Below are 21,976 nucleotides of genomic sequence, written 5' to 3' on the forward strand. Positions count from 1 at the left end.
TTGTATATCTTTTAGATAATAATTTATAACGATTCAATTCTTAATTTTTCAAGACCTTTTCTTACAGTTGACTGCAACGGCAATTTAGAAGTACAAACTACTTCACATAGCGCAAAGTCCTCAGGAGCCACTTCGTATATTCCTAATTCTTCCATTGCTTCTATGTCATCTATCATTATTGATTTAATCAACTGTTGTGGGTAGATGTCGAACGGAAACACTTCTTCGTATTGCCCCGTTACAACGAACGCTCTTTCTTCGCCGTTCATTTTGGAGTCCAACTTATACTCTTTATTAGGCATTAGCCAAGAAAATAAAGCTCTTGAATTACTCCATTTACCGAAATTAGGCATGATCCAACCGAATAACTCTGGCTCATGATTTTCAGGAATAACAGTAAACTGATGATCGTAAAAACCTAAATATCCATCCATTTCAATTCTAGTTCCAGTCAATACATTTCCTGAAATGTATCTATTAGAACCTTCCTTTACATTGTTGGTAAAGATACTCTTTGCGGATGCTCCAATAACAGTTCTGTAATACTTGGCATTAGTTACCTCAGAACCAGCCAATGCAACAATTCTACTAGCGTCGTACTGCCCTGATATAAAAAACTTTCCAATTGTTACTACGTCTTGCGGATTCACAAACCAAATGGTTTCCCCTTTAGACAATGGCTCTAATTGATGAATCTGAACACCTACATTTCCAGCAGGGTGTGGTCCAACAAATTTGTTCAACTGAACACCTTTGGCCGCAGTAAAAGCTTCATCAGCTCTAGTTGCTCCGTTGATATTCAAATGCACTTTCCCAGTTGTTAACTTAGCGATAGCATCAATTCCTGCTTGAAAAGCTGCCGACTGACCATGTAATATAAAGTCGTAATCTGGAGCCAAAGGACTTGAATCAAAAGCAGAGATAAAAATTGCTTTTGGCGCTTCCTTCGGATTGGCAATTACATCGAATGGACGTTGTCTAACCATTGGCCAAAGACCTGAAGATAGCATCAATTCTTTTACTTTATCACTTGATAAGCTAGTACCTACTTCGTATTTCTCGTAAGCAATCTCTGAATCTGCAGTAATAATCACTTCTAAAATAACGCGCTTAGCACCTCTTTTAATTTCAGCAATTTTCCCACTAACTGGCGAAACGAATTTCACTTCTTCATTATTCTTATCGAAGAAAATAGGAGTTCCTGCCTTAACAACATCACCTTCTTTAACCAACATTTTAGGTCTAATTCCAATAAAATCTGAAGGTTTAAGGGCTACCGTTTCTGAACGTAAACCATTGGCGTGTATCTTCTCTGCAGAACCTACAAGCTTAATGTCTTTACCGCGTTTGATTTTTATCTCTCTTGACATAGTAATTGTTTCAATATACAAATCGGGCGCAAATTTAATTATTACTAAACTATAGGCAAGTTTTTTTGTAAAACTTTTATACAAGATTTTTAACCTAAACTTAATGTTTCATAAAAATTATTAAACTATGACATCGATGGAGTCCAATAATAAAGGAAACAAATCGTTTTCAAATTGGTTTGAATATATTTGTTTCGTACTCAAACAAGACTAAATGCGAAAAATCCAACTAAGTATATTGTGTGTAATTCTACTTGCCTGTAACCCATCAAAAAACGCAAGCAAGCCACCAAAAGAGATAACATCAAATGACAATGTTAGCAGCACAACTAACGATAATACGGATTATTACGAAGAAAATTTCTTGCGATATGAAGACCATATTTACAAGGAAAATGTCAAAACGGTAAAGTTGTTTCAGAAAGACTTTCCGATGACCTATCCTTTATTGTTTATGCGAGACAATGGCCAATTGACTTTGAGTTTTGATGTTATGGGCAAAAAGTTTGAAACGTATAATTACAGTTTCGTGCATTGCGATGCCAACTGGGAGCCATCTATTCTTATTCAACCGGAATATATGAGTGGTTTTGCTAATGGTTTTGTAGAGGATTATAAATTTTCATTCAACACCACTCAGCCTTACATTAATTACCAACTAAACTTTCCAACAAACGATTTTAAATTCATAAAGTCAGGTAATTACCTTTTGAAGGTTTACTCCAATGGTAACGAAGAAGACTTGTTACTAACCAAACAATTTTATGTTGTGGACAACAAGGTAGAAGTTGTTGCCAATGTTAAGGCTGCCACTTTAGCTCGTTACAGGGATTTTAAGCATGAAGTAGACTTTTCAATACTCCATCCGGACTACACCATCAATGACCCCTTTCAAGAGTTGAATGTTGTGATTCGTCAAAACTTTAGATGGGATAATGCCATAACGGGATTGAAACCATTATACATGAAAGGCGGAGAATTAGATTATAACTATGAGGACAAAAATCTTTTTTGGGCAGGAAATGAATTTCGAAATTTTGACATCAAAGACCTGAGATACCAATCGATGAATGTAGGGAGCATAGCCTACGAAGAAGATAATAAATACCACGTTTATTTATTCCCTGAAAACTCTAGAGCCCATATTCGTTATTTGACTCAACAAGATTTAAATGGTCAATTTTTAGTAAAAAGAGACGACAGTCGTGATAGTTTCAATGAGGCCGACTATGCCAATGTGCACTTCAACTTAAAAATGGAACAACCATTAGCAAATGGCGACTTATATGTATTTGGTCGATTGACCAATTGGGAATTTAATGAAGAGTTTAAAATGCAATACGACTATGAAAACAAAGCCTATACCGCTTCCCCCTATTTAAAACAAGGCTATTATAATTATATATATGCCTTTCTGCCAGATGGAGAAAAGGAAGGTGATTTATTCACTGTTGAAGGCTCCCATTTTGAAACACAAAACGAATATTACATATTTGTCTATCACCGGCCAATGGGCACGGTTTACGACCAATTAATTAGTGTCTCGTTTAATTAATGATTAATTCTCTATATTTGAGTGTCATCCAAAACAATGAGTTATGGTAAGCAAACTAACAAACAATATTAAAATAAGTACGATAACTAGGTTCAACTCTAGAGAATCAAAACCATTGAATGGAATCTATTATTTTGATTATTTTATTACGATAGAAAACAATTCTGACAAACCCTTTCAGCTTTTGAGGAGACACTGGGACATTTTAGATTCTATAGGGCACAAATACTCTGTGGATGGTGAAGGTGTAGTAGGTCAACAGCCCACGATTTTACCCAATGAAAAGTACGCTTATCAATCTGCTTGTCGATTAAAATCAGACATTGGTTTGATGAAAGGAAAATACCTATTCAAAAACTTAGAAGAAGAGAAACTATTTGAAGTTGACATCGATCCATTTCGATTCATAACGCCTTATCGATTGAATTGAGGAAAAAAACACATCAACACAAAAAAGCCGATGAATCATTGAAATAGATTCATCGGCTTTTTTAATATTGGTTAAACGTTCTATTGTTTTATGAACACATTAGCTCGATACGTTTGTTGTTGACTGCCCAACTGCAGAATGTAGCTTCCTTGTTTTAGAGCTGCTACATTAATCGATTTCTCATTGGTAAGAATACCTTCTTGCATCAGTTGACCTGAAATAGAAACTACTCGATAAGAATCACCGTTTTCTGCTCCATCTACTTTTAATAAATCCATTGTAGGATTTGGAAATACTCGAACAGAAGTGATTTGGGGATTATTCTCTTTAATTCCAATTAAAAACGAATTTGGAATCTTAGTGACCACTGTAAAAATGCTGTCATCAGTCCATGCGTTGGAATATTGGCTTAATGCAAAGACGTCATCATTATTGTTTACTACGACGCTGTAACCAATATGATTTTTATTACCATAAAGAATTATACTATCCCGACTTAGAGTTGTTTGCTTACATAAAAATAAACCTCTGAAATCTTGTGCGTATCTGGAAACTAGGTCAAAACTAGAAGAACCAATGTAGTAATGAGCATTGCCTTTTAAAAAATTATTAGTAATTATCTCATTAATAGTATCATTACCATACTCGCTAGTTGACAATATCGTGCCATTATAATCGAGCCTAATTGAAAACCCACCTCGATCTAATTGAAAATTAAAATCTTTCAAAAAAGGAGTTTGAAACAACTCTCCACTAATTTCATAATACAATGGAAAGAAAGTATATCTATTATTATTATGACCAGACCATTGGTTTTGGTTCGTTAATGAAATAGTTTGAGCTTGTGTTAAGCTATTTACTTTTTGGACTTGAAAATTAAATCGATTAATAAAAATAAGATTAAGAAGTGTTTCATTTCCCATTAACAATAATGAATCATTTAAAGGAGAAATAGCGAGTGGTCCTTTACTTGAGGCAAAATTTGGAAAGATAGCGTTATCAGCAAATGATCCGTTACCGACATAGCTCCCATTCACATTAACCGCTTCGAGAAAAACGGTATCATTCGCTAAGTTTAAACAGCGCAAATAAATAGTGCTATCATAAATTAGTGGATAATGTAACAATACTCGATTTTTTAGAGAGAAACTACTTACAATGCCATTTCTCAATCCTAATTGATTAATCGAATACACTTCTATGTGCAAACTTTTATCAATTTGTGAAGCGACTGCTTTAAAATTATAAAAATTGTTATTTTTTTCATCAACAGTATTGAACACAACTGGTAAATAGCTAAATGTGCTAGGAGAATCTGTCAACAATGGAACATCTACCTGATAATTATAAACAGTATCTACATACCTTGTTGTTAAGTTATTAGAATTTATAAAAACGCGAACAAGGTATTGCAAGCGATGACCAGATTGTTTAGTTCTATGATTAAAATAAACAGTTGAGTCATTCAATTCAAACAAGCGCTCAGGAATCAACCATGTTGAATCCTGAGCATTAAAACCACTTGAAAATATTCTAGTTTGTATGTTTGTTTGTGATTTTAAACTTAAAAAGCAAAAACACATATTTAGAATAAATAAAAACTCTTTCATTCCCTAGTTTTTTTATTGATCGCAGTATGCTTTCCCAAAAAAGTACCATCCTGGATGGTGAAAATTTCTCCCATTTGCATTTGCAAAGTTGTTTCCAGAACTATATGCAAATAATTGTGCGTATAGAAACTCCATATCTTGAAAGCCTGTTTGAGCAGTAAAATAACTCTTCACAGCAGGTAAATTTTGAGTTGATTTATTATACCAATTCATCCATTGTGCTTCGTTATCATATGTATCAGAATTATTCCCAATACAAGAATTGGTGTAACTTTGCCAATAGTAATTACCAATTTGGAATCCATTCCCGAAAATAGTTGTATTTTGATTAATATCTTCTAATTTCCAGGTTCCTTTTAATATTAAAGCTTTAGTCTCATTTGCATTACATACCAAATTAGCTGTTGTAGACAACCCATTTAAATAACTTGAAATAAAGTTCATTGCATCAACTCCCTGAGTATTTGAAGCGCCACACCAACCTGCTTTATTTGAACCATGAACTTCCCCTCCAGGAGTGTATGTGAAGTTCATTGAAGAGGAAGCTGCTGTACCAACACCTAACATTACATTAATTGTTGCTGAATTAGAACTCACATTTGTTAATGATAAATCAGCCAGAATAAGGTACTGATTCGAATCAACATTAATTTCAGTATCTATATTATCCAGAATTTCAGAATAAAAAGAATTATAGTCTGAAGTTTCTATGAAGTATTTGCCGTCTTCTTCAAAAATTGGAACTTCAAAAGTTGAAAAATAGCTATCTATTTCATCATTTGGATCAAGAATATGAGCATGAATTGCATTTATTGTCCCTTCATAAAAAAAGAAAATATCACCTAAAGGAATAGCCTCTCCAGATTTGTCCGTATTAAGCTGCTTATTCTCTACAAGTTGATTTTTTATCGGATTTATGACATTAAAAAAATCCTTATCAGTCATTTCTGAATACTTTGCATATGTTTCATTAACAATCCTACTTGCAAGTAATTCATTATTAAATCCATTTGAATAATTCCCAGGCATAACGGGATCTGATTCAATTGCCTCCTTTTCGCAAGCCATTAGCCCAATCATTGCAGCTGCAATTAAGTAAAAGCTAGCTTTTCTAGAGAGAGAGAGAGAGATTCTTTAAGTTTTTCATTTGTTTAAGTATTAAATTAGTAATTCCACAAACATAAATAAAAAATCAATACACAAAACGCTTTTTATCAATGCCTTACAAAGGTAAAAATTCTCGAACTTTTAAAAATGTGTGAAATACTAATATCCATAAGGCATTCAGGGGTTCTTCATTACAACCTAACAATCAAAAATTTAACATTTTGATTATCAATTTCTGAGAATAAAAAAAGGCTGCATCAAATGAAGCAGCCGTAATAATTATAACCCAACAATTTTTAGGAGTTGATCCAATTTCCTATCAGAAATAGTGGCCTTATCGCTTTTATCGAAAATGGAGAGCAAGAAAATTGAATCATTCTCATTTTTAACGCAAATGATTATGCGGCTGCCTCCACTCTTCCCTTTCCCTTTAGATGAAATGGCCATTCGAACTTCAAAACAATCCTTACCGAGAGCTTGTCCCTGTATTGGCTCTTATTTTAATTCAATAACTAATTTCTTAAAATCATTCTTCAAAGATGGGTACTTCTTAGAAAGCTTTTTTAATTCTTTTGTAAAAAAATCAGTGGTATAAATATTATAGCTCATCTATCAATTGGTCGGCTGTTTTCAAAACGACTTCCCCTTTTAAGTGCTGATCAACTTGTTTTATTGATTTCTTTGTCCCTTCAATAAACTCTTGTTCATTTTTAGATAACGTATGCTCTTCTTTAATTTTCACAAATGGTAAGCTTTTAACCAACTCCAAAAAAAACTGATACTTATTATCGGGTACATTTAAAACTATTTGCTTCATAATTGGATTGTTTTGTGGAAAACCCAGTTTTTACTTTCAGAATATAAAGTTACTGAATATTAAAATATCTCGTAATTCCAATTGCGATATAGAATCCTCCATACCGATGGACATGGTCCTTATTAGGCAGACAGGTTGTAACATACGTCATTTTACTTCACTTCGGCTGCGCTATTAGATTAGCAAAATAAAAAAAGGCTGCATCAACTAATGCAGCCTTTCATATTTATATAGTTCTCTACTATTTCTTAAACGCTTCATGCGTTGCTTTCAAAATAGCGAAAGCTCCTTCAGTTGTTTTCGATTCGGCATAGGTTCTCAATACCGGTTCTGTACCTGAAGGACGTATCATTACCCATTCGTCATTCGCGAAGTAAAATTTAAACCCATCAACATCTTCTACTTTTTCTACTTTGTATTCACCAAAGCTTTTGTATTTTCCATCGATGCAGTTTTGCATGATTCTTAATTTGTCGCTTTCCTCTAGATGCAAATCAATTCGTTCAAATTTGAAAGCACCCACGATTTTATAAACTTCGTCAATTAAATCATCTAATGATTTACCTGATTTTACCATGTATTCCCAAATCACCAATCCCATCCAAATACCATCTCTCTCAGGAATGTGTCCTTTTATAGCAATACCACCCGACTCTTCTCCACCAACTAATACATCTTCATTCACCATATGACCTGCAATGTATTTAAAACCGATTTTAGTCACTTGGTATTCTAAACCTAGAGCATCACATAACTTTTTTACTTTTGGAGAAACCGAAAACGCATTGACCACTTTACCTGTCATTTTCTTTTCTTTTGCCAAGTAATACGTTAGCAACAAAATGATGTGATGAGAATCAATAAACTCTCCTCTTGAATTGTATAATCCAATTCTATCTGCATCTCCATCTACTGCTAAACCACAATCTAAGTCCCCCTCAGATAGCTTCAGTAATTCCGAGAACTCCGTTAAGTTTCTGTGAATTGGCTCTGGTGCTTGGCCTTCAAATCCTGGATTATGTTCACAATGTAAGAAGGTAATGTCTGGCAATAATCGTCGCATTACATCTTGACCTGCCCCAAACATCGCATCAAAAGCAAAGTGCATATCCGAATTACGGATTGCCTCCATGTCGAAGTTTGCTTCTACATGCTCCACATACATGGTTTCCAAATCAATATACTCCACTTTCCCCTTCTTCTCCAATTCGTCCCAGCGAATGGCATCTAAGTCGATTGTATTTTCATCAGGAATTAAATCTTCTACTTCCTGAACTTGAGCGGGCAACAATGGTCCACCAAAATGGCCCTTTAATTTAAATCCATTGTAGGAAGGTGGGTTATGAGATGCAGTTATAACAATTCCTAAACTAGATTGGGTTTTCAAGGTTCCTAAAGAAACCATTGGAGTGGAAACAAATCCTTTAGCAATATAAACCTTTACACCAGAGTCGGCTAACACTTTTGCTGCTGTTTCTGCGAACATCTCCCCTGCATATCTACAGTCGTGACCTATTACTACAGAAGGATTTTCAAAATTTAATTTCAACCAATTGGCTGTACCTATGCTCACTCGAGCTACATTTTCTACAGTATAATCTTTAGCAATAATTGCTCTCCAACCATCTGTCCCAAACTTAATTTTTGTCATAATAATATATCTAAATATCTAATTTTCATCTATTTTCTCAAACGGCGACAAATATACAAAATTATCGATTTATCCGTCTACGGCTAAGCTCTCTCTGGTATTCTCGTGCATACACATTATGTTGACTCAGATTGGTTGCAAAATTGTGATAGGCTGAGAAGTCTGCTTTCGCGCACATGTATAAGTATTTATGCTTTTCCGCATTGAGTACTGCATCAATTGAAGAAATCTCTGGAACGTTAATAGGTCCAGGCGGAAGACCAGCATACTTATAAGTATTGTATTTAGAATCTATCTCCATGTCCTTATTCAACACTCTTTTAATAGTAAAATCTCCGATGGCAAAAATCAAAGTGGGATCCGATTGCAACCGCATCCCTAATCTTAATCGGTTTAAATATAATCCTGCAATTTTTGGTCGCTCGTCAGGACGCATCAATTGCTCTGCTTGAACAATAGAAGCTAAAGTTGATACTTCTGACTGCTTCATTCCCAATGCTCCTGCTTTAGCAACTCGACTTTCATTCCAAAAGTTCTTGTATTCCTTTGCCATTCTTTTTATAAATCCTTCCGCAGTAGTATTCCAATAAAATTCATAGGAATTAGGTATAAACATGCTAATAAAGGTTTGGCTATTGAACCCATAACTTCTAGCTACTTCGTCATTTTTCAATAAGGCTAAAATCTCCTCTTCAGTAGCCTCTATATATGTGCTTACTTTAGCTGCTAGCTCTTTTTTTGTCCTCACATTATTAAATGTCAACTGAATAGGCTCTTGGATTCCCGAACGCAATAAGTCAACCAATGCGTTATTGCTCATTTTTTTTTCAATCTTGTATCGGCCTGGATACACATGATTATGGTAATTCTTTTTTTGGGCTACCCATCCAAAACTGGCGGTATCCTTTATAATTTCTTTTTCGGCAAGGGCCCTTTTGACATCTTGTAAATTGGCTCCAGTTTTAATATATAAGTAAGTTGTTTCATTGATTTTTACATTAGGCATATACACTTTCTCGTAAACAATCATACCAATAACCAGACCTATCACAGTAAAAATCGCAAAAGCAATCAGTATCGCTTTCTTCGTTGCGCTTCCTTTTTTTTTCTTCATAGTTTCTTTTGATACATAGCTTCATCCGTCCATTTACCATGGATAAACTGCCAATCCTTCTTCACTCCTATTAATTCAAAACCTGACTGCTCAAACAATTTAAGGCTCGCTTTATTATCTATCATAATATTGCAAAACAACTGATGTAGATTCAACGTATTTTTTGCATAAGAAGCCAATGCAGCCAAAGCACTCGTGCCATACCCTTTACCTTTATCATTTTCATCAGCTATCAATATTCCAACTCCAGCTCTTCTGCTCAATGCATCGTATTCAAATAAATCAACACAACCAACACAACGGTTCGAATCTTCTAATGAAATCATCAATCGCAACTGCTTATTGGTAAAAATATCTTGAGGTGATGCAATAAACTGGGACAACATATACTTAGAAAATGGAGCAAGAGTACCACTTACAGGCCAATTGTCAGGATTATTCTCCCAACTGAATAGCAACTCCAAATCTTGGGGCTCCATAGCTCTTAAAATAACTTTGGGATGTTCTTGCATGCTGCAAAAGTATTAAAATACAATCACCGTCTATTTATTTTGTAACCATTAATACTGATTGCACTATCAAATATCGTATACTTTTCTTCATTTACTTAAAGCCTTTATTGAGCATGATTGTATTGATCAATGTGTATTTCTGTACAGAGAATAAACGTTCCTATTCTCATTAGTTAGTAGCTCGGCATTTACCAATTATACTTATCTAATCAAAATGTTTTAGAGTTTAGACAGAGTTTAAAAGGTTAATTGGTATAACTTTGTTCACTTCAATTAATGAAAGCAAAATGAGAATTGACATCATCACCGTTTTACCTGAGTTAGTAGAAAGCCCATTTTCTGCATCCATATTGAAGCGAGCACAAGAAAAAGGGTTAGTAGAGATTCACTTACATAACTTAAGAGACTACTCTGAGAAAAAATTCAAGCAAGTTGATGATTATGCATATGGTGGCGGAGCAGGAATGGTGATGTCTATTGTTCCATTCTCAAAATGCATCGAGCAGCTGAAATCGGAAAGGAGTTATGATGAAATTATATTTATGACCCCTGATGGTGTTCGATTAAACCAACAAATTGCCAACAATCTTTCTTTAAAAGGAAACATAATGATATTGGCCGGTCACTATAAGGGAATCGACCAACGAATTAGAGATCATTACGTTACTTTAGAAATTTCAATTGGCGATTATGTACTTTCTGGTGGTGAGTTACCCGCTGCAGTATTGTCAGACGCTATTATTCGATTATTACCCGGAGTTTTGAACGACGAAACCTCAGCTTTGAGCGATTCATTCCAAGATAATTTGTTGGCTCCTCCAGTTTATACACGTCCTGCAGACTTTAAAGGTTTAAAAGTTCCTGAAATTTTACGCTCAGGAGATGATAAAAAGATAGAAGAATGGCGCCATGAGCAAGCCATGGAGCGAACTTTGGCGCGCCGACCAGATTTATTAAAAAATAATTCATCAGAGTAGTTTGCAGATTTAATTTTAATAGCTACTTTTGCAGACCAATTTTATTAGAGGTAAAGTTTACAAGATATGAACGCAATACAATTTGTTGAAAACGATTTAAGCAGCAACAACAACATTCCTGATTTTAAAGCAGGTGATACAATTGCTGTAGACTATAAGATTAAAGAAGGAAACAAAGAAAGAATTCAAACTTTCCAAGGAGTAGTTCTTCAAAGAAGAAGCAGCGGTAACACTGAGACTTTTACAGTTAGAAAAATGTCAGGAAGTGTTGGCGTAGAAAGAATTTTTGCTTGTAACTCTCCTTTTATTGAAGGAATAAAGGTTACTAAGAAGGGTCATGTTAGAAGAGCACGTATTTTCTATTTGAGAGACTTAACAGGAAAATCTGCAAGAATCAAAGAAAAGATTGTTGTAAAAAAATAATAAGATCAAATTGCTTGATTAAAAAAACCTTCGCTCTTCGCGAAGGTTTTTTTTTGGAATATACTGAACTCTCTTACCGTTCATCTGTTCTTCAAGCAGTTCATAAAAATTAATGTTTCATTTACAAGTGAAGCATTACATTTGCGCTTTTAAAAATAATCCCATGAAACACATTACTTTCATTTCTCTTTCTCTCCTATTTTTCAGCTCTATCGCTCAACAAAACTTTACGATAAGCGGAACGATAAAATCAGCAAGCAATGGGGAAGAACTTATTGGAGCTTCGGTCTACTGTAAAGCACTTTCTCTCGGAACCACTGCAAATGTATACGGTTTCTATTCTTTAACATTACCAAAAGGCACTTATGAAATCACTTATTCTTTTATTGGTTTTGAAGATCAAGTTAAAACCATTAATGTTACCTCTAATGGCCAGTATAATATTGAGCTAGCTGAAACTGCAAATGAAATTGGAGAAGTGATAGTAACGGGTGAACGTAGCGATGCCAATGTAAAAGAGATTGAAATGAGCGTTGCCAAAATGGACTCCAAACAAATCAAAAAGATTCCGGCATTATTAGGTGAAGCTGATGTCATCAAAAGTATTCAACTATTACCAGGTGTAAGCACCGTTGGTGAAGGAAGTACTGGTTTTAATGTGAGAGGAGGAGGAATAGATCAGAACCTTGTGATTTTAGATGAAGCTCCTGTGTTTAATTCTTCTCATTTATTGGGTTTTTTCTCCGTTTTTAATCCTGATGCTGTGAAAAATGTGACCCTTATAAAGGGAGGCATTCCTTCTGAATATGGTGGCCGCTTATCTTCGATATTGGACGTAAGAATGAATGAAGGAAATTCTAAAGAATTTGAGGGCTCCGGTGGTGTTGGTGTTATATTTAGTCGATTGGCGCTACAAGGTCCAATCAAAAAAGATAAGGCTTCTTTTTTAATTGCAGGAAGGAGATCTTACGCTGACATTTTAGCGAAACCATTTTTAAGGGATGACTTAAAGGACAGCAAGTTCTACTTTTATGATTTAACCGCGAAAGTTAATTACCAGATTAACGACAAAAACAGATTATTCCTTTCGGGCTTTTTTGGACGAGATGTATTTGGAAGCGGTTTCTTTTTTGACTGGGGAAATGCGACCTCAACCCTTAGGTGGAATCATATCTTTAACGAGAAATTATTCTTAAACCTGTCCGCATATTACAGTAATTATGACTACAAATTAGGTGTCAACATTCCAGAAGAGCCATTGGACAATTTTGACTGGAATTCAAAAATTATCAATTACAGTATTAAACCAGACTTCACCTATTTTCTGAATAATAACAATACTCTGAAATTTGGAGGACAATCTATTTATTACATTTTTAAACCTGCAGATGCCTCCTTTACTACAGGTGGAGATGGTAGCTCTGTTACTCTTCCAGAAAAATATGCAGTTGAAAATGCCGTATACCTTCAGAATGAACAAAAAATTGGTTCAAGAATCACATTGCAATATGGTATCCGACTTTCGAATTTCGCTCAACTTGGAAAAGGAGAAGCAAGGTATTATCGAGACACCGTTCCAGGTGTTAGAAAAGAGCTAGATCGTATAGAAAATTATGATGATAATGAAGTCATCGCTTCCTACATTAATCCAGAACCGCGCTTTTCTATTAATTATTCCTTAGATGAAGTAAGCTCTTTAAAAGGAAGTTATAATCGAATGGCTCAATATTTACACCTAATTTCCAATACGGTAGCCTCGACACCAGTGGATATATGGTTGCCTACCAACAACAATTTAAAACCTCAACTCGTAGACCAGGTTGCAATTGGATACTTTAGAAACTTACAAAAGAACACTTATGAAACCTCAGCAGAAGTTTTTTATAAGGACTTCCAGAATCAAATTGATTATATTGACAATGCAAATATTTTCTTCAATCAAGACCTAGATGCTGACCTACTAAGTGGGGACGGTAGAGCCTACGGATTGGAACTATATGTCAAAAAAGTTAAAGGCCAACTCAATGGGTTTGTTAGCTACACTTTATCCAGAAGTGAACGCAAAGTAGACGGAATCAATAAAAACGAATGGTACGCTACCCGATTTGATAAGACACATATTCTTAATGTCGTAGCTAGTTATGATTGGACTAAAAAGTGGAGTTTTTCAGCAAACTTTGTGTTATCATCAGGCACACCAACGACTTTTCCTACAAGCCGATATGAAGTTCAAGGAGCAGTAGTGCCTCACAACTCAGAAGAAAGCAGAAATAATGTTCGTATCCCTGCTTATCATCGTCTAGATGTTTCTGCCACCCTTAATTTGAACCCTGACAAAACAAAAAAGTGGGATTCAGAGTTGGTTTTTTCTGTCTATAACCTATATGCTAGAAAAAATCCTTTTAGTATTTATTTCCAGCAAAATGAAGACGATAGAAGAGTAACCGAAGCTATTCAGTACTCTGTAATCGGCACTCTAGTTCCTGCTATTTCCTATAACTTTAACTTTTAGAAGATGAAATATACATACCTTACCCTCCTTCTACTTTCTCTTTCACTAATTGCTTGTGAAGATGTAGTGGATATAGAATTACAAAATGGAGAAACCTTATACGTTGCAGACGCTTTCCTTACTAATGAAAGTACGGAGCAATTAATTCGTTTAACTACAACCGCCTCCTACTTTGACAATAGCGCTCCTCCAGCAATAAAAGGCGCGACTGTTACAGTGACCGGTAGTGATGGCACGCTCTACAATTTTACAGAAAGTTTAAATGGCTATTATGTTTGGTCTCCCGCTTTCCCAGGTGATAAAATTGATAGCTTAGGCGAAACATACACCTTAAATATAACTATTGGAAATGAATTCTTTCAAGCTACTTCCGTTTTAAATCCGGTGCCTCCAATTGATAGTATTGCATTCGAATTTGATGATGACCCCAAAGATGAAGACGATGAAGGATATACTGCTGAATTTTTTGCGACTGATATTCCGAATAGAGCAGATTATTATTGGATAAAAGCCTATAAAAATGGCCAAAGAGTGGGTGGTGAAGGAAACTTTAGTCTAACCGATAAAGATGCAGCTTTTGGAGATGTTGACATCGATGGAAGGTTATTTATTTTCCCACTACGAGTTTTTACTATAAACGAAGACGATTATTATTACCAGATCAATGATACTTTAAGGGTAGAATTGTATAGCATAAATGCTGAAACTCATGAATTTTTAGAGGCAGTAAGTGTTCAAACCAATAATGGAGGCTTATTTGCTACACCTCCTGCAAATGTATACGGCAATATAAGAGATGCTAACAATCAACCCCAAAAGAAAATGTTAGGTGCTTTTAACATATCGTCTGTTTCAAAGAAAACAGCGATTGTTACTCCATAAAAAAGATAGAGTCATTTATTGCCGACTCCTTTAATAATGGCTAATGATTTTGTGACGTGTTCTTGATCTCTAAATAGTGCATTGAAAACCATTTTTACAATACCTTCTGGACTAATCACAAAGGTTACTCTAGAAGGTACAATACCAAAAAGTTGCTTCGCACCATATTTTTGACGGACCAGTTGATTCGGGTCGCTCAACAGAATAAAAGGAAGTCGATACTCCTCAACAAATTGACGATGGCTTTTCTGATCATCAGAGCTGATACCGATTACAACTGCTCCAGCATCTTTAAAATCCTCAAACTGATCTCTAAAAGCGCATGCCTGTTTGGTACAAACGGCAGTATTATCTTTGGGATAAAAATACAGCACCACCCAATCTCCTCTATAGTCAGATAACTGATGAACGACTCCATTATGATCGCTTAAAGAAAAATCAGGTGCTATTACTCCAACTTCTATTTTTTTAGCCATCTAACTTAAGTTCTAATAATTTCTGGTTAATTCTAATCTCAATAAATTTAATGCAGCAATTGCTGATCGCTGTATATTCCTTCCCCTATTTTTCTCTAGCTGAAGTTTTTTAGAAATCACTCTACCATCTGGAGTCGCAAGTGCAATCCATACTGTTCCAACAGGTTTTTCGTCAGTTCCTCCATCAGGACCTGCTACTCCGGAGGTTGATAAAGCGTAATCTACTTTTAATTTCTTCTTTACCCCTTTAGCCATCTGCTCTACAGTCTGTTGACTTACAGCTCCATATTTTAATAAGTCAATCGACTTCACACCCAATTCGTTTATCTTTACTTCATTGGAATATGAAATAACACTTCCTTGATAATAACTAGAACTCCCCGGGATAGAAGTAATTAAGTGAGCCAAATATCCACCGGTACAACTTTCGGCAGTACCAACGGTTACTCCGGCGCTCAAAAGTAAATTCCCAATGGCCTTTTCCAATGGTTCATCATCATATCCATAAACGAACTCTGGAATAATTTGAAGTAGCTCCATCACCTTTCTATCGATACGCTCTTGAGCATTTTCTCTGTCTTCTGAAACAATACTCAATCTTATCTTCACCACACCACTAGAGGGAAGGTAGGCAATATGAATATCTTCTTGATCTAACGTATTCTCCCAATCTTTGATACGGTCCGCCAAAAAAGACTCTCCAGCTCCCGAAGTCATCACTGTTTTATGAATAATAGAAGGGGTCTTAAAGGTAGCCTTGATTTTATCTAACACTCCATTTTGCATCAAATACTCCATCTCATAGGGAACTCCAGGCATAGAAATCACCACCTTTCCATTTCTTTCAAACCACATACCGCTTGCCGTTCCTATTTTATTAGGAATAATAAAACAGTCCTTTGGCAGATTTGCTTGCATGAGGTTGACTTCTAATATGGGTAAGTTACGCCGCTCGAATATTTCTTGAATTGTAGCCCTAATCTCAGGGTAAGTAATTAATTCTGTATTGAAATATTCCGTTAAGGTTAGCTTGGTAATATCATCCCTAGTTGGCCCCAAACCTCCGGTTGCAATTACTAGGTTGGTTCTAGATTGGGCTTCCTGAATAGCGCGTATTATTTCTTCTTTTGTATCACTTATAGATGTGATTCTACTTATGGAAACCCCTATGAGGTTTAGTGCTTTTGCCATATATGCAGAATTAGTGTCAATCGTCTGCCCGATTAAAATTTCATCACCTATGGTAATAATCTCTGCTGTCATGAATGAAAATAAAAAAAGGGGGCGATGCCCCCTTTGAATTTTAAACTATATTAAACTCCAAAAGGACGATAATCTCCTCCTAAATTTCTTTGAGAAAATGACTGTACAATACCTAGTGGCGTAATTGCTAACACTGGAATTCTAGAATGGTTCACAATACGTTGAGCATACTGACCCATAAACAAACCTGTAGAAGCTTCTTGTTCCGTCATGATTATAATCAAATCAATATTTTCCTTTTTTGCTTCTGCTAAAGTCATCTCAGCGATATCGTCTCCGTATATAAAATCCGAAGAATATTTAATTCCTTGGTTTGCGAAAAGTTCTTCTGTCTGCTGTACTTTCAAGTTAAAAATGTTCTTTTCCTCTTCGTGGTTTGGAGTAATCAATGCCCTAATCAATATTTCTGAATCGAACGCTTTTGCCATAGCTACTGCATATCTCACCTTATCTCTTGTATGAGGAGAGCTATCTAGTGGCAATAAAATTCGTTTTGCTCCCAGCTCCTTTGTATTGGATTGAACGGTCAGTACTGGACACATTGCAGCTGTTACTACTCGATAAGCATTACTTCCCATAAAAAACTCCTGAAATCCACTAACCCCGTGAGTTCCCATCATAATTAAGTCGATATCCAATTCATTTGCTGTATCCACAACTTGACTCGCCACATTTCCTTCTGCTAGTACTATTTCGTAATCCACACCAGTGTCTGCCTTGAATTTTGAACCTATCTGATTCATTCTAGAAGAAATCTCATCTCTAAGCTCCACGCTTTCTCCACCAGAAGTTAAGCTTGGCAAAATATTGCTGTAAGAACCTGATTTTAAAACGTGAATCAAAACTACTTTTGAACCCTCAATTTTAGCCAAATGGGTCGCATGATCAAGCGCTAACAAAGAGGTTTCAGAAAAATCTATAGGTATTAATATTTTTTTTATGACAACTTGGTTTTCCATAATTTTCATTTTATTAGGATACAATATGATTACCTACCAAAGATAGTAAGAAGCATTTACCCATAAAACTGTTTATTTCTTTTTCTTTGCAGTAATTAGAAATTTTAATACGATTTAATGAAAAAGTTAGCCCCTTCCGAATTGGTATTGAATCCTGACGGTTCTGTTTACCATTTAAAATTAAAGCCAGAGCATATTGGCCAAAAAATCATTGTTGTTGGTGACCCCGGAAGAGTGGCCTTAATTTCGTCTTATTTTGATACCATTGAATGTAAAATTTCGAATCGAGAATTCGTTACCCATACAGGGATGTATAATGGGGAAAGAGTATCTGCTATTGCTACAGGTATCGGTACAGACAACATCGACATTGTTTTAAATGAACTAGATGCTTTGGTAAATATCGACCTTGAAAGTAGAACAGTCAAAACCGAATTAACTTCACTTGAGATAGTTCGTATTGGCACTTGTGGAGCTATGCAGAAAGACCTACCAGTAGATTCTTTTGTAATGAGTCAATATGGATTTGGAATGGATGGCTTATTGAATTTTTATCAATTCACACCCGACAAGGAAGAAGAAACTCTTCTTCATGAGCTGATGCTGCAAACGGCATACAGCCCAAAAATCACAAAACCTTATTTAGTAAAAGGATCTAGTAAATTGATTGAAAAACTGGGAGAAGGCATTGCAAAAGGAATTACAGCAACGGCACCTGGTTTTTATGGCCCACAAGGTAGAGTTCTGAGGTTAGCTTTAAATGATGGCCAGCTAAATGATAAATTTACTGCCTTTCAATCAGAAGAAAATCGAGTGGTTAATTTTGAAATGGAAACTTCCGCTTTATACGGTCTCAGCAAACTACTTGGTCACGAAGCTTGCACCCTATGTGTAATAGTAGCCAACCGGTTAGCTAATGAATTCAGTAAGGATTACCACCCCGCAATGACCAAACTTATTCAATTGGTATTAGCTCGATTAACATCTAAAGGTTAATAAATCAGAAATCACCAACTGTTTCCACTTTAAAAGCGTTGTATTTTTGTGACAATGCACTCGGAGACTAAAATTAAAGCGTTAATCGAATTATTGGATGATCCTGATGAGTTTGTCTTCTCCCAGGTGGAGCAAGAATTGAAACTGATTGGGAACGATATTGTGCCTATTTTAGAATATGCATGGGGCAATTCATTCAATAATATCCTACAACAACGCATTGAGAATTTGATTCATCAGATTCAATTTGAAAGAGTGCTAAAAGATTTAACCCAGTGGAAAAACAGCCAAGGAAGAGATCTTTTAGATGGCGCCTTAATTATTGCACGTTACCAATATCCAGATCTTGACATTGGAGAAATGGAGCGATTCTTTGAGCAGTTGGTCAAAGAAGTTTGGCTAGAACTCAATCCAAATTATACTGCTCTTGAAAAGGCAAGAATTATAAGCCGTGTATTGTTTGAAATCTATGGATTTTCTGGAAATAAGAAAAACTTTCACTCTCCTCAAAACAGTTTTATTAATCATGTAATAGAAAGTAAAAAAGGGAATCCGATTACTTTATCACTGATTTATTTAATTATTGCGAAAGAGCTTAAACTTCCTATATATGGAGTGAATCTGCCTGAACATTTTGTATTGGCTTATACCATTCTACCAGAAGACTTTGTTGATGAATTCCTCCAAGAGGATGTTTTGTTTTACATCAACCCGTTTAATGGAGGAACTGTTTTTAACGAAGAGGAAATCAAGACCTTTTTAGCCCAACTAAAAATCGAAGAGGAAGATTCTTTTTTTCTTCCATGCTCCAATCTAAAAGTAATTGAACGGATACTCAACAACCTTATTTTCTGTTTTGGTAAAGCCGGAGTAATGGATAAAGTGGAGGAGTTGAAACAACTACTCCACATCATAAAATCTTAGCGCTTTACCAACTTATTATCCATCGCAAACTTTACTAGTGATATGGAGTTTTTAACTCTTGCTTTCTGAAAGAGGTTTCTACGGTGGGTTTCTACTGTTCTTTTTGAAATGTCTAATTCCCTAGAAATATCCTGACTAGTCATGCCTTTTACAATAAAGCCCATTATCTGTAATTCTCTTTTGGTAAAAACTGCATCTACTCCACTGTTAGTACCTTCAGAATCAGAATTACTTGAAATTAAATTATCAATCAATTTCACAGAAACGGAATTATTCAGATACTTTCCTCCTTTATAAACTGTTTCAATTCCTTTTATTAATTCGGACCTACCACTTTCTTTAAGCATGTAACCCTTTGCGCCAATTTGAAGCATATTCAAAATATAAGCTTCTTCATTATGCATAGTCAAAGCAATCACTTTGAGATCGGGTTTTACCTTCAACAACTCTTCAGTTGCCTCAATCCCGTTCATCTCAGGCATCTGAATATCCATTAAAACGACATCGACATCTGAATTTAAAATCATAGGAATACCTTCTTCAGCATTGGAAGCTTCTCCCACAAAATTAATAGGACCTGCAGTTCCAATCAATGCTTTAATTCCATCACGAATAATATCGTGATCGTCTACTAAAAATATATTAATCTTCTTTTTCATCTTGATTTCTATTTATTGGTAGATACAACGTATACAAACAACCTCTATCCTCCGCTGCTTCTATTAAGAACTGTCCTCCTAAAAAGACCACCCTTGATTTTATGTTTTGTATCCCAATACCTGTTTTTTTATTGGCTTCTAGTTTTGCTAAGTTGAACCCTACTCCATTATCCTTGTACAACACAAAAAGTAGGTTTTCTGTTAATTTTTTAATCTTAATTCTAATTTCTGTTGCTTTGGAATGCTTTAGAGTGTTATTAAACAACTCTTGGACAATTCGATAAACACCAATTTCCAAGTCGTGATCGAACCGAATTTTTGACACTTCATTTTCTACTCGTATAGTTACATCACGAAGGTTAACAAAACTCCTAATCATTTCATTTATTGCATCCGAAAGTCCATATCTTTTCAGAGTGTTGGACATTAAACTATGAGAAATCGAACGAGTTTCGTGAATTGCATTCATTAATAAATCAACAGACTTGGTATGCAGCATTCCCACCTTGGTATCCTCATCCAAATCACCTGTCATGGCCAATAGGTTCATCTTAGCGGCTAGGAGTTTCTGCCCGAGTCCATCATGCAAGTCTTGTGCAAACCGACTGCGCTCAGACTCCTGAGTATTAATAATTGCACTCATTAATAACTCATTTGTTTTCCTTCTTTCAGTAACATCTTGGACAATCCCGACAAATATGGTTTTGTTCAGTTCTTCATCATATACAGGAATAGAAACCATGCTATTCCAGTATTCTTCTCCATTCATTCTTCTACATAGAAAAATGCCTTCGAAACGAGTTTTATTCTTAATCGAATCGATGTAAGCCCTTTCCATCTTTTTTTGAGATTCCCCTACAAAAAACAATTCACTATAAGGTTCATCAAACAAGCTGATCTCGCCACCTAAAATTTGTGAAGAACTAAATCCGATGATATCATAGTATGCGTTATTGGCATAAAGAAAATATTGATTTTCATAATCAATAACATAAGTTCCTATCGGAGAATTCTCAATGGCTTTGTTTTTCAGATTCAACTCAAACTCCTTCCCTTGCCGATCTGTATCATCTCTCAAGATTAAAATTAATTCTTGCTGATGATTGAGAAGAAGGGTTCCTTTAAAAAAGAGCACCAAGCCATCGACATCCTTCGCTAAATTTAAATGTTCAATCTCACCACCATTTGATACTCGATTGATAGCTTGCTCGATATGAACCCAATACTCTGAATCGAAAAAACTTAAAAAGTATTCCCCAGACTTATCTTGGGGAGCAATATATTCATTCACCCCAAGTTGTTGAAGCACAAGACCTCTTTTATCTAAAGTAAAAATCACCTCAAATGAAGATTCTGCAGTAAATTGCTTGTCTGAAATTCTGCTTCTCTCTCTTTTCTTTACAACTCTCGTGCTACACACAATGATGTATTTATGAAACTGAACAGGAATAAAAAAGAGATTAATTCCATTTACTTCTGTTACATCAAATACTCCTTCGAATGTAGCATCTATGTATGGCTGAAGAGCCAATTTACATCCTAATAACGAACTTTTTTCCTCATCAGAATCAAAGAAAGCCTTGTAAATTGGGAAATACTCAAACTCCAATTTATTAGTACTTACGATGGACAAGTTTCTATCTACAATAATATAGTTGTAGCCACTTAGCTTAAAAACTAAATCATTCAAGTTGCGATTTTCAATTAATAAACTGTCCATAATTCGTTTATTTGTCCAC

Annotated in this window: 21 protein-coding genes; 8 read left to right on the forward strand and 13 right to left on the reverse strand. The window is 35.3% G+C overall.

From position 1 onward, the window contains the following. Positions 1–23: 23 nt before the first annotated feature. Positions 24–1,370: a Na(+)-translocating NADH-quinone reductase subunit A gene (locus tag GQN54_RS11375; RefSeq protein WP_160633675.1), complete on the reverse strand. Its 1,347-nt coding sequence runs from the start codon at positions 1,368–1,370 to the stop codon at positions 24–26. 214 nt (positions 1,371–1,584) lie between these two features. Between GQN54_RS11375 and GQN54_RS11380 the strand changes: the two genes are divergently transcribed. Further along, complete coding sequence (locus tag GQN54_RS11380) at positions 1,585–2,925, forward strand: type IX secretion system plug protein (RefSeq protein ID WP_160633676.1); 1,341 nt, start codon at positions 1,585–1,587, stop codon at positions 2,923–2,925. Between the two features lie 43 nt (positions 2,926–2,968). Next, positions 2,969–3,355, forward strand: a complete 387-nt coding sequence (gene apaG, locus GQN54_RS11385) for a Co2+/Mg2+ efflux protein ApaG (protein ID WP_160633677.1) — start codon at positions 2,969–2,971, stop codon at positions 3,353–3,355. A gap of 80 nt (positions 3,356–3,435) precedes the next feature. Here apaG and GQN54_RS11390 read toward each other — a convergent pair whose 3' ends face one another. The 7 genes from GQN54_RS11390 to GQN54_RS11420 all read right to left on the reverse strand — a co-directional run bounded on the left by GQN54_RS11390 (position 3,436) and on the right by GQN54_RS11420 (position 10,166). Continuing rightward, positions 3,436–4,965, reverse strand: coding sequence for a T9SS type A sorting domain-containing protein (locus GQN54_RS11390; RefSeq protein ID WP_160633678.1), 1,530 nt, complete (start codon positions 4,963–4,965; stop codon positions 3,436–3,438). Between the two features lie 12 nt (positions 4,966–4,977). Then, positions 4,978–6,045, reverse strand: coding sequence for a hypothetical protein (locus GQN54_RS11395; protein ID WP_160633679.1), 1,068 nt, complete (start codon positions 6,043–6,045; stop codon positions 4,978–4,980). 306 nt (positions 6,046–6,351) lie between these two features. Continuing rightward, the gene (locus GQN54_RS15485) at positions 6,352–6,519 is read right to left on the reverse strand and encodes a type II toxin-antitoxin system RelE/ParE family toxin (RefSeq protein WP_235933068.1); all 168 of its coding nucleotides are present in this window, start codon (positions 6,517–6,519) and stop codon (positions 6,352–6,354) included. A 151-nt stretch (positions 6,520–6,670) separates the two neighbouring features. Further along, complete coding sequence (locus GQN54_RS11405; protein ID WP_160633680.1) at positions 6,671–6,889, reverse strand: hypothetical protein; 219 nt, start codon at positions 6,887–6,889, stop codon at positions 6,671–6,673. Positions 6,890–7,130: 241 nt separating this feature from the next. Then, positions 7,131–8,540: a phosphohexomutase domain-containing protein gene (locus GQN54_RS11410; protein WP_160633681.1), complete on the reverse strand. Its 1,410-nt coding sequence runs from the start codon at positions 8,538–8,540 to the stop codon at positions 7,131–7,133. A gap of 61 nt (positions 8,541–8,601) precedes the next feature. Next, on the reverse strand, positions 8,602–9,654 hold the full coding sequence (gene mltG, locus GQN54_RS11415) for an endolytic transglycosylase MltG (RefSeq protein WP_160633682.1): 1,053 nt from the start codon (positions 9,652–9,654) through the stop codon (positions 8,602–8,604). Then, positions 9,651–10,166, reverse strand: coding sequence for a GNAT family N-acetyltransferase (locus tag GQN54_RS11420; protein ID WP_160633683.1), 516 nt, complete (start codon positions 10,164–10,166; stop codon positions 9,651–9,653). Before GQN54_RS11420 ends, mltG begins: the two co-directional genes overlap by 4 nt. A gap of 287 nt (positions 10,167–10,453) precedes the next feature. Between GQN54_RS11420 and trmD the strand changes: the two genes are divergently transcribed. The 4 genes from trmD (at position 10,454) to GQN54_RS11440 (ending at position 14,960) form a co-directional block, all read left to right on the forward strand. Next, the gene (gene trmD, locus GQN54_RS11425) at positions 10,454–11,143 is read left to right on the forward strand and encodes a tRNA (guanosine(37)-N1)-methyltransferase TrmD (RefSeq protein ID WP_160633684.1); all 690 of its coding nucleotides are present in this window, start codon (positions 10,454–10,456) and stop codon (positions 11,141–11,143) included. A 66-nt stretch (positions 11,144–11,209) separates the two neighbouring features. Next, complete coding sequence (gene rplS / locus GQN54_RS11430; protein ID WP_160633685.1) at positions 11,210–11,566, forward strand: 50S ribosomal protein L19; 357 nt, start codon at positions 11,210–11,212, stop codon at positions 11,564–11,566. A gap of 163 nt (positions 11,567–11,729) precedes the next feature. Further along, the gene (locus GQN54_RS11435) at positions 11,730–14,078 is read left to right on the forward strand and encodes a TonB-dependent receptor (RefSeq protein WP_160633686.1); all 2,349 of its coding nucleotides are present in this window, start codon (positions 11,730–11,732) and stop codon (positions 14,076–14,078) included. 3 nt (positions 14,079–14,081) lie between these two features. Next, a complete protein-coding gene (locus tag GQN54_RS11440; RefSeq protein WP_160633687.1) occupies positions 14,082–14,960 on the forward strand; it encodes a DUF4249 domain-containing protein in 879 nt (292 codons plus the stop codon). A gap of 11 nt (positions 14,961–14,971) precedes the next feature. On the opposite strand, the gene GQN54_RS11445 is transcribed toward GQN54_RS11440, so the two are convergent. From GQN54_RS11445 to GQN54_RS11455, 3 genes are read right to left on the reverse strand one after another with little or no spacing between them, the layout of a single operon-like run. Then, entirely contained in the window at positions 14,972–15,436 is a 465-nt protein-coding gene (locus GQN54_RS11445; RefSeq protein WP_160633688.1) for a peroxiredoxin, read from the reverse strand. Positions 15,437–15,448: 12 nt separating this feature from the next. Continuing rightward, on the reverse strand, positions 15,449–16,699 hold the full coding sequence (locus GQN54_RS11450) for a competence/damage-inducible protein A (RefSeq protein WP_160633689.1): 1,251 nt from the start codon (positions 16,697–16,699) through the stop codon (positions 15,449–15,451). Positions 16,700–16,749: 50 nt separating this feature from the next. After that, positions 16,750–17,658: a universal stress protein gene (locus GQN54_RS11455; RefSeq protein ID WP_160633690.1), complete on the reverse strand. Its 909-nt coding sequence runs from the start codon at positions 17,656–17,658 to the stop codon at positions 16,750–16,752. A 117-nt stretch (positions 17,659–17,775) separates the two neighbouring features. Here GQN54_RS11455 and GQN54_RS11460 point away from each other — a divergent pair, with 117 nt between their 5' ends. Both GQN54_RS11460 and GQN54_RS11465 read left to right on the forward strand, forming a co-directional pair. Next, positions 17,776–18,654: a nucleoside phosphorylase gene (locus GQN54_RS11460; protein ID WP_160633691.1), complete on the forward strand. Its 879-nt coding sequence runs from the start codon at positions 17,776–17,778 to the stop codon at positions 18,652–18,654. 54 nt (positions 18,655–18,708) lie between these two features. Continuing rightward, positions 18,709–19,578 carry a transglutaminase-like domain-containing protein gene (locus GQN54_RS11465; RefSeq protein WP_160633692.1) on the forward strand — a complete coding sequence of 290 codons (870 nt, stop codon included), beginning with the start codon at positions 18,709–18,711 and terminating at the stop codon, positions 19,576–19,578. Here GQN54_RS11465 and GQN54_RS11470 read toward each other — a convergent pair. Both GQN54_RS11470 and GQN54_RS11475 read right to left on the reverse strand, forming a co-directional pair. Continuing rightward, complete coding sequence (locus GQN54_RS11470; protein WP_160633693.1) at positions 19,575–20,237, reverse strand: response regulator; 663 nt, start codon at positions 20,235–20,237, stop codon at positions 19,575–19,577. The two genes, GQN54_RS11465 and GQN54_RS11470, sit on opposite strands and share 4 nt — an antisense overlap. Further along, a complete protein-coding gene (locus GQN54_RS11475) occupies positions 20,221–21,957 on the reverse strand; it encodes a PAS domain-containing sensor histidine kinase (protein WP_160633694.1) in 1,737 nt (578 codons plus the stop codon). The genes GQN54_RS11470 and GQN54_RS11475 overlap by 17 nt, the downstream gene beginning before the upstream one ends. Positions 21,958–21,976 lie beyond the last annotated feature (19 nt).

It is taken from the genome of Acidiluteibacter ferrifornacis, assembly GCF_009909615.1.
GTDB classification, from domain to species: domain Bacteria; phylum Bacteroidota; class Bacteroidia; order Flavobacteriales_E; family Vicingaceae; genus Acidiluteibacter; species Acidiluteibacter ferrifornacis.